9 protein-coding genes are annotated in these 8590 nt (G+C 70.6%); 8 read left to right on the top strand and 1 reads right to left on the bottom strand.

Translation table 11 applies throughout. The features are described from left to right. Window positions 1-106: 106 nt before the first annotated feature. From ACIBG6_RS29825 to ACIBG6_RS29790, 8 genes are all read left to right on the top strand, one after another. Complete coding sequence (locus ACIBG6_RS29825) at window positions 107-754, top strand: HAD family hydrolase (protein WP_399225771.1); 648 nt, start codon at window positions 107-109, stop codon at window positions 752-754. A 43-nt stretch (window positions 755-797) separates the two neighbouring features. Continuing rightward, the gene (locus ACIBG6_RS29820) at window positions 798-2000 is read left to right on the top strand and encodes an MFS transporter (RefSeq protein ID WP_399225770.1); all 1203 of its coding nucleotides are present in this window, start codon (window positions 798-800) and stop codon (window positions 1998-2000) included. Continuing rightward, the gene (locus tag ACIBG6_RS29815) at window positions 1969-3147 is read left to right on the top strand and encodes an acetoin utilization protein AcuC (RefSeq protein ID WP_399225769.1); all 1179 of its coding nucleotides are present in this window, start codon (window positions 1969-1971) and stop codon (window positions 3145-3147) included. Before ACIBG6_RS29820 ends, ACIBG6_RS29815 begins: the two co-directional genes overlap by 32 nt. Window positions 3148-3255: 108 nt before the next feature. Next, window positions 3256-4071 (top strand): phosphatase, encoded by an 816-nt coding sequence (locus ACIBG6_RS29810; protein ID WP_399225768.1) that lies wholly within the window; start codon window positions 3256-3258, stop codon window positions 4069-4071. A 127-nt stretch (window positions 4072-4198) separates the two neighbouring features. Beyond that, window positions 4199-4408, top strand: a complete 210-nt coding sequence (locus ACIBG6_RS29805) for a helix-turn-helix domain-containing protein (RefSeq protein ID WP_017240950.1) — start codon at window positions 4199-4201, stop codon at window positions 4406-4408. 164 nt (window positions 4409-4572) lie between these two features. Next, window positions 4573-4671 (top strand): 30S ribosomal protein bS22, encoded by a 99-nt coding sequence (locus ACIBG6_RS29800; RefSeq protein WP_003948845.1) that lies wholly within the window; start codon window positions 4573-4575, stop codon window positions 4669-4671. Window positions 4672-4809: 138 nt separating this feature from the next. Beyond that, a complete protein-coding gene (locus ACIBG6_RS29795) occupies window positions 4810-5874 on the top strand; it encodes an NAD-dependent epimerase/dehydratase family protein (RefSeq protein WP_399225767.1) in 1065 nt (354 codons plus the stop codon). Between the two features lie 15 nt (window positions 5875-5889). After that, entirely contained in the window at window positions 5890-6984 is a 1095-nt protein-coding gene (locus ACIBG6_RS29790) for a lysophospholipid acyltransferase family protein (protein ID WP_399225765.1), read from the top strand. Window positions 6985-7037: 53 nt separating this feature from the next. Here ACIBG6_RS29790 and ACIBG6_RS29785 read toward each other — a convergent pair whose 3' ends face one another. Next, the gene (locus ACIBG6_RS29785) at window positions 7038-8297 is read right to left on the bottom strand and encodes a DUF5667 domain-containing protein (RefSeq protein ID WP_399225764.1); all 1260 of its coding nucleotides are present in this window, start codon (window positions 8295-8297) and stop codon (window positions 7038-7040) included. Window positions 8298-8590: the final 293 nt, after the last annotated feature.

Raw genomic sequence — 8590 nt, 5'->3', positions numbered from 1 at the left:
GCAGGGGGGACCCTGTGGGAGAGTAGGACGCCGCCGAACAATTTTTAGCCTCAACCCCCGGACTTTGTCCGGGGGTTGAGGCATTTTTGCGTTCTAGGCTTTGTCCATGCGATACGACTTGGTCATCTTCGACAACGACGGTGTGCTCGTGGACAGCGAGCCGATTTCCAACACGCTTCTCGCCGGCTATCTGACGGAGCTCGGGCATCCGACCTCGTACGAGGAGTCGGTGCGCGACTACATGGGGTCCGCCATGCACCGCATTCACGAGCTGGTCGAGGAGCGGACTGGGGAGCGCTTGCCCGCGGACTTCGACGAGACGTTCCACGCGCGGGTCTTCGCCGCCTTCGAGCAGGAGCTGGAGGCGGTGTGCGGGGCCGCGGACGTGCTGAAGGGACTGGCCGTGGCCGGGGTTCCGTACTGTGTGGCGTCGTCCGGGAGTCATGAGCGGATTCGGGTGGGACATCGGAAGACGGGGCTCGACGCGTGGTTCCGGGACGAGATCGTCTTCAGCGCCGAGGACGTGGGGCGGGGCAAGCCTGAGCCCGACCTGTTCCTGCACGCCGCCGAGCGGATGGGCGTCGCGCCGGAGCGGTGTGTCGTGGTCGAGGACAGCCGGCTCGGGGTCCAGGCCGCCGTCGCCGCAGGGATGGACGTGTACGGGTTCACGGCGATGACGCCCGAGGAGAAGCTCGCCGGCGCCACGGGGTTCTTCCGGGCGATGGGCGAGCTCCCCGCGACATTGGGTCTGTGATCCATCTACCCATCGGTAGGACCCGGCCCTACGCTGAGCCGCCATGACGGATGCGCGGTTGCGGCGTGGGCGGGGATCCCTGGCGGTCAGTTTCTTCGTACAGGGGGTCACGTTCGCGCTGCTCGTGACCCGAATACCGGGGATCCAGGACCGGTACGGGATCTCGGACGCGCTGCTGCCCGCCTTCCTCGCCGCCGTGCCGATCCTTGCCGGGGTGGCGAGTGTCGCGACCGAGAAGATCGTCGCCCGGGTGGGGCCCGCGGTGGTCCTGCGGTGGGCGCAGCCCGTCGTCCTGCTTGCCCTCCTGGGGGTGGGTGCCGGCACGGAGTTGTGGGAGGCGGCGGTCGCCCTCGGGCTCTTCGGGCTCGCCGTGGGGGCCCTCGACGCGTCCATGAACATGCTGGGAGTGAACCTCCAGCGGGCGTACGGGCGGAGCATCATGCTCGGGTTCCACGCCTCGTACAGCCTCGGCGGGATCGCCGGCGCCTCGTTGGCCTGGGTCGGGGCGCACTGGCACCTGTCGCTGGTCGTGTCGTATCTGCCGGTCGTGGTGGTGTTGCTGCCCGCAGCCCTGGTCGGCAGTCGGTGGTACGGGGCCGGGGAGCACCGGGCGGTGGAGAAGGAGGCGCGGGAGAGCGGCGGGAGTCGGGTCGCCTTCGCCTTGCTGCTGCCGCTCTGTCTTGTGATGACCTTCGCGTACATAGGGGACTCCACCGTCTCCAACTGGAGTGCCAAGTACCTCCAGGACGTGCTCGGGAGCTCGGAGGAGCTGGCGACCGTGCCGTACAACGCGTACATGGTGACGACGCTGCTGGGACGGGCGGTGGGTGACCTCGGGGTGCGGAAGCTGGGGGCCGTGACCGTCGTGCGGTGCGGGGCGGTGCTCGGGGCGCTGGGGTTCGCGGTGGTGGCGGTGGCGCCGGGGGCGTGGGCGGGGATCGCCGGGTTCACCGTGCTCGGGCTCGGGCTGAGCGTGATCGTGCCGCAGACCTTCGCCGCGGCCGGGAGGTTGTTTCCGGGGGCGAGTGACGCTGCTGTGGCGCGGCTCAATGTCTTCAACTACGTGGGGTTCCTCGTCGGGTCGCCGTTGGTGGGGGCGCTCGGGGACGCGTGGAGTTATCGGGGGGCGATGCTCGTGCCGATGGTGCTGGTCCTGGTGACGGTGGTGTACGCCACGTCGTTCGGTTCGCGAGAGGCCCGATACGGTGGCGGGCATGAGCGGCCGCGCACTGTTGATGTGGGATGAAGCTGTCACGCAGTACGACTTCGGGTCCGAGCATCCGATGGATCCGGTACGGCTCGCGCTGACCATGGGGCTGGTGCGGGCGTACGGGCTCGACCGGGCCGTGGACGTGGTCGCGGCGCCGCCGGCCGGGGACTCGACCCTGCGGCTGGTGCACCGTGAGGACTATGTGGCGGCGGTCCGGGCGGCCTCGGCGGATCCGCGCCACGCGGACCAGGCGTACGGGCTCGGGACGGTCGACGATCCGGCGTTCGGCGGGATGCACGAGGTGTCGGCGCTGATCGCAGGGCAGTCGGTCGGGGCGGCGGAGGCGGTGTGGCGCGGGGAGGCCGCGCACGCGGTGAACTTCGCGGGCGGGCTGCACCACGCGATGCCGGGGAGTGCGTCCGGGTTCTGTATCTACAACGACGCGTCGCTGGCCATCGCCCGGCTGCTCGAGCTGGGGGCGGAGCGGGTCGCCTATGTGGACGTGGACGTGCACCACGGTGACGGGGTGCAGGCCGCGTTCTGGGAGGATCCGCGGGTCCTGACGATCTCGCTGCACGAGCATCCGCGGACGCTGTTCCCGCAGACGGGGTGGCCGGAGGAGACGGGTGCGGCGGGGCCTGGTGAGGGTGGGGCCGTGAACGTGGCGCTGCCGGCCGGGACGGGGGACGCGGGGTGGCTGCGGGCCTTCCACGCGGTGGTGCCGGAGCTGATCGCGGACTTCCGGCCGCAGGTGCTCGTGACGCAGCACGGGGCGGACACGCATTTCGAGGACCCGCTCGCGCATCTGGCGGTGTCGCTGGACGCGCAGCGGGTGGTGCAGTCGGCCTGTCACGAGCTGGCGCACGAGTACGTCGAGGGCGGGAAGTGGGTCGCGCTCGGCGGTGGCGGGTACGCGGTGGTGGATGTCGTGCCGCGGTCGTGGACGCATCTGGTGGGGATCGCGGCGCATGCGCCGGTGGATCCGGAGTCCGTGATCCCGTCGTCCTGGCGGGACGAGGTGTACGCGCGTACCCGGCAGTTGGGGCCGGCGCGGATGACGGACGGGCGGTGGCCGGTGGGCTTCCGGGACTGGGCCGAGGGGTACGACCCGGCGGATCGGCTGGACCAGGCGGTGCTCGCGACCCGGAAGGCTGCCTTCCCGCTGCGGGGACTGCTTCCCTAGGGGTGGGGGCGTACGGGGCGAGGGCGTTCTCCTCGTTCGTTACGCCGACTGTGCACTGTCCCTGGGGTTTCGGCTCCGGGGGCGGCGTGTTCCGGCAGCATCGGGAGGGTGTTGAGTACCGGTGCGCTGCGGGCGCATCTTTTGGCGGCGGGGTTGGCGGGGACGGTGGCGACGTCGCGGGAGGAGAGTCTGCGGAGCTATCGGCTCTTCGCCGCGCGTGATCCGCGGGTGCTGCTGGGGCTCGATCCGGCCTGGGGGTGGGGCGAGGCGGATCTGCTGCGGTTGATGGCCGACAAGTGCGGGGTGTCGGGGGATCCGGCGCACCGGTCGGGGCCTGACGTGATCGATCCGGAGCGGACGTTGAGGGGGCTCGACGCCTTCGCGGCGAGGCTGGGTGCGGCGGCCGCTCGACGGGTTCCGGTGCTGTTCGGGACGGGTCATCCGCATCGTCTGCTCGGTTTCTACGTCGCGCTTGCAGACGCTTTGTCGGCGGCGGGATGTCTTGTCCTCACCCCGGCGCAGGGGCGATGTGTCGACATAACGACCCGGTTCGGCGTACGTACGTACCTCCTCGACTACGTACAAGGGGTCGCGTTGGTGCGTGAGCCCGGGCTGTCGGGGGGTGGTCGCGAGCCGGGGGCGCACTCGCACTCCGCGCTGCCGATCAGGGCCGCGCTCGAAAGCGCGGCCGAGGGCGGCGGGCCGCTGCCGGAGCTGGTGGTCGGGGACCACGGATGGGTCTGCGGTGCAGGTCAGCTGGGTATCGAGGCCATCGGGCTTGCCGATACGGATGATCCGGCGCTGTTCGTCGGTGAGGCGGAGGGGCAGGTGTCGGTGGCCGTTCCGCTTGATGACGGCGTGCGCTCCGACTACTACCGTCCGCTGACGCGCTATGTACTCAATCGAGCGTGTCTGTCACGGTAAACGGCCGATGGCAGCTCCTCTTCCCCACTCGTACCACCCGCCCCTAGTCTGGCGAGTGAGCGCTCGGCGACGAAGAGTCACCGGAGGGGAAGCCGGTGGGCGTCGCGGCGGAAGGTACAGGTGGGTCATGGCTGCTGGCGATCGACCTCTCAACGAGGTCAAGTTTCTGACCGTGGCGGAAGTCGCCGCGGTGATGCGCGTGTCGAAGATGACCGTGTACCGCTTGGTGCACAGTGGTCATCTGCCGGCGATCCGGGTGGGCAGGTCTTTCCGGGTGCCGGAACAGGCGGTTCACGAGTACCTGAGGGAGTCCTTCGTGGGGGTGGGGACCGCGTAGCGAGCGCGCGGCCGTTAAGCCGGGAAAGTCGCGTACGGCCCTCGGATTACAAGCGCGGTGCTCGGGACGGTAGGCTAGGCCGACGTAGGTCGTGTGGGCCCAGACGCCCCGCACCGATCCCCGCCGGGAGGCGGGGATGTTCCGAGAAGTGAGCGAGGGTAGTCGTGGGCTCTGTTATCAAGAAGCGGCGCAAGCGGATGGCGAAGAAGAAGCACCGCAAGCTGCTTAAGCGCACGCGCGTTCAGCGTCGCAACAAGAAGTAAGGCGACCGCTGCATCGCAGCGTTCAGTGCGTCAGGCGTGGCCCTTCACCGTTCGCGGTGAAGGGCCACGCTTTATTCGCGCCGAAATCCGGAGGCGCTACGGTGGCGACCAACGGAAGACGGACGGAAGGCGCTGATCTTGGGCAGGGTCGTGCTCGTCACCGGTGCCGCCCGGCACCTCGGGGGCCGTTTCGTACGGCGAATCCAGCGGGACCCGGAAGTGGAGCGGGTGATCGCGGTGGACGCGGTCGCCCCGGCGCATCAGCTCGGCGCCGCCGAATTCGTACGGGCGGACATCCGCCGGCCGGCGATCGCGAAGGTCCTCGCCGAGCACGAGGTCGACACGGTGGTCCATATGGACGTCACCGGTACGGCGCTCGGCGCGGGCGGCCGTACGTCGGTCAAGGAGACCAACGTCATCGGCACCATGCAGCTGCTGGGGGCCTGCCAGAAGTCGCCGCGGATCAAGCGGCTCGTGATCAAGTCGAGTACGAGCGTCTACGGCTCCGCGCCGCGCGACCCGGCGGTCTTCACCGAGACCACCCCGGCGAAGTCGCTGCCGAGCGGGGGCTTCGCGAAGGACGCCGTCGAGGTCGAGGGGTACGTGCGGGGCTTCGCCCGGCGCCGGCCGGACGTGGCCGTGTGCGTACTGCGGTTCGCGAACATCCTCGGGCCGCGGGTCGACTCCCCGCTGGCCGAGTACCTGTCGCTGCCGGTCATGCCGACCGTGCTCGGCTACGACCCGAGGCTCCAGTTCGTCCACGAGGACGACGTGATCGACGTCCTGCGCCTGGCGGCGCACGAGCCCCGCAGGGCCACCCTGAACAGCGGCACGTTCAACGTGGCCGGGGACGGGGTGCTGCTGCTCTCCCAGTGCGCGCGGCGGCTCGGGCGGCCGACCGTCCCGGTGCTGCTGCCCGCGGTCACCTGGGTGGGGACGGCGCTGCGCACGGTCGGGATCACGGACTTCGCACCGGAGCAGATCCGGCTGCTCACCCATGGCCGGGTCGTCTCGACGGTGCAGATGCGCGAGGTCCTCGGGTTCTCGCCGCGCTTCACGACGGCGGAGACCTTCGCGGACTTCGCGGGCAGCAGGGGGTCGGGTCTTCTGCCGCCGGAGATGCTCGCCGGGGCGGTGGACCGGCTTGCCGGCCGTCTCGCCCCGTCCACCAGTGACACTGCCCCACTTCACCACGGCGCCTGAGGAGACCGGACAGCGATGGCGGACGCCAAGGTCATTCCGTTCGACGACGACCGTTCGAGGGCCCGTCGTCGGCCCAGCCGGGCCGACGGGGAGGCGGCGGCCGTCAGAGCCCTGCCCGGGGCGCAGCAGAGCCCTCAGGACCCTGCTGGGCCCGTGGAAGGGCTGCCCGGTGCCGATGCGGGGGGCGTGGTCGGGGGTGGTGCGGGTGCGGAGGCCGGGAGCGGCGTCGAGGCCGGGGCCGCGTCTCCGTCCGGGGCCGTATCCGGTGCCGGGGGCTGGGAGCGGCGGCTCGCCGGTGGTCTCGCGTTCCTGCGGCGGCGGATCACCGGTGAGTACGAGGTCGACGAGTTCGGCTACGACGAGGAGCTCACCGACCAGGTCCTGATGTCACTGCTGCGCCCGCTGTACGAGAAGTACTTCCGGGTCGAGGTGAAGGGCATCGAGAACATCCCCGCGAAGGGCGGGGCCCTGATCGTCGCCAACCACTCGGGGACCCTGCCGCTGGACGGGCTGATGATGCAGGTCGCCGTCCACGACCGGCACCCGGCGGGGCGGCACCTGCGGCTGCTCGCGGCGGACCTGGTGTTCGTCCTGCCGGTGGTGAACGAGCTGGCGCGGAAGGCGGGGCACACCCTGGCCTGCGCGGAGGACGCGGAGCGGCTGCTGCGGGCGGGTGAGATCGTCGGCGTGATGCCCGAGGGCTTCAAGGGCATCGGGAAGCCGTTCTCGGAGCGGTACAAGCTCCAGCGGTTCGGGCGGGGCGGCTTCGTCTCGACGGCGCTGCGGGCTGGTGTGCCGATCGTGCCCTGCTCGATCGTGGGGGCGGAGGAGATCTACCCGATGATCGGGAACGCCAAGACGCTGGCGCGGGTGCTCGGCATCCCGTACGTCCCGATCACCCCGACCTTCCCGTGGCTGGGGCCGCTCGGGGCGTTGCCGCTGCCGACGAAGTGGACGATCCAGTTCGGGGAGCCGATTCCGACGGACGGGTACGCGCCGGAGGCTGCGGAGGACCCGATGCTGATGTTCAACCTCACGGACCAGGTCAGGGAGCAGATACAGCACACGCTGTACAAGCTGCTGGTGCAGCGGCGGTCGGTGTTCTTCTGACGGTGCACAGAGGTGAGGGGCGCCCCCGTCCGTGGGGCGCCCCTCACCTCTTGCTAGCGAGCGTCCTCGCTGTCGATGCCGAAGCCTGGTAGCAGGCCCGGCAGGAGTGGTGGCAGGGTCACGTCCGGTACGTCGGGGGGTGTCGGGGTCGTGGGAGTGGGGATCGTCGGCGAGTCGGTCGGCGTGGGCGGTTGGAGCAGCCCGCCCGTGTCGCCGCCGAGGAGACCGTCGTCCTCCGGTGAGGGAGTGGTGCCGCTGTCCGTGCTCGCGCTTGAGCTCGTGCCGGTGCTCGGGGTGGGACCGGACGGGCGGGGCGGGGCGGAGGTGCTGCCTGTGGGCGGTGCCTCGTGGGTGGACGGCGGACGCTGGGTGTCCGGTGCCTGGGTGTCCTGCGGGGTGCTCGTTCCGCTGGTGGGGCGCTCGGTGGTGATTCCGTCCTTCTCCAGGGTGCGGGGAAGCACCGACTGGAGCGGCTCCACCTCCTCGTCCATGGCGTCGAAGACCCCGGTCACCTCGGTGCCGACGTCCGTGAGCTGGACGGGGAGCCGGTCGCGGATGCCGTTCCAGGTGTCCCGGTGGGCCTGGGCGAAGGAGTTGAGACGGGCCATGGGGCCGATCTCGCCGTCCTGCTCGTAGGCCTCGCGGAGCAGGCGGTGGCCCTCGCTGGCATCGTGCTTCATTCCGCCCAGGACGCGGCGGATCTCGGTGAGCGACTCGTGGTCGAGGTCGCCTGAGCGGCCGCGCTCCATGAGTCTGCGGGCTTCGCTGAGCCGGGTGGACGCTTGGTCGAGGTAGATGCCGCCGCGGTCCGCGGCGTCGTCCGCCATTCCGAGCTTGATGTCCTCCATGCCTCGCTTGAGCCCGTAGAGCGAGTCACCGGGCAGGGCGTCGGAGCTGGCAGCGGCCACTCCGCCGAAGGCTCCCGCGGCCACACCGACCGTGAGGCCGCCGGCGGCGAGGCCCTTGGACCAGCGGGAGCGGGGGCGGAGCTTGCGGAGTGGGGACGCCCGGTGGGCTCCCTTGCTTCCCGGTGCCCGTTGTTCCGGGACCGTAGGGCCCGAGGCCGCGCTGCCCTCCATGAGCATCGCTTCCATGGCGGCGACGAGCTGCGCTCGCTGCACCACCTTGACCTCGGGGTCCAGCTGTGGCTTCGGCAGTTCGCCGAGGCCGTTCGACAAGGCCAACAGCCGCCCCTGCTCCGCCGGTTCGGCTGGAGCTTCGGGCTGTTCGGCTGCCGCGCCCTCGGCCGCCCGGTCCTCCAGGGCCTGGGCGAAGGCGTTCGCCCGCCGGTGCGCCGATACGTTCGCGATCACTGGCGGCACCTCCTCTCGTCATGACGGTCGACTCCCCGGGGTGTCCGGAAGGTTGCACACCTTGAACACATCCACACGAACGAGTGAGTGGCTGCGGGCATGGCGTGACCACAGGGAGCCTGCATTCCGCACAACGAGCGGCGCGGCACTTGGGTTACGCGCGAAAGATGATCGGACCAGTGCGTCACCGAAGGGTCACCGACTGTGAGTTGAGCGGGGGTCGTGGGATGTGGGGGGAGGTGTGGGGGGCGGGGCGTGGACCGGTAGGGCGTGGGCCGCTGGGTGGGGGCGCG

The organism is Streptomyces sp. NPDC050842 (genome assembly GCF_044456565.1).
GTDB lineage: Bacteria > Actinomycetota > Actinomycetes > Streptomycetales > Streptomycetaceae > Streptomyces.
This window is presented reverse-complemented; position numbering and strand designations above follow the sequence as displayed.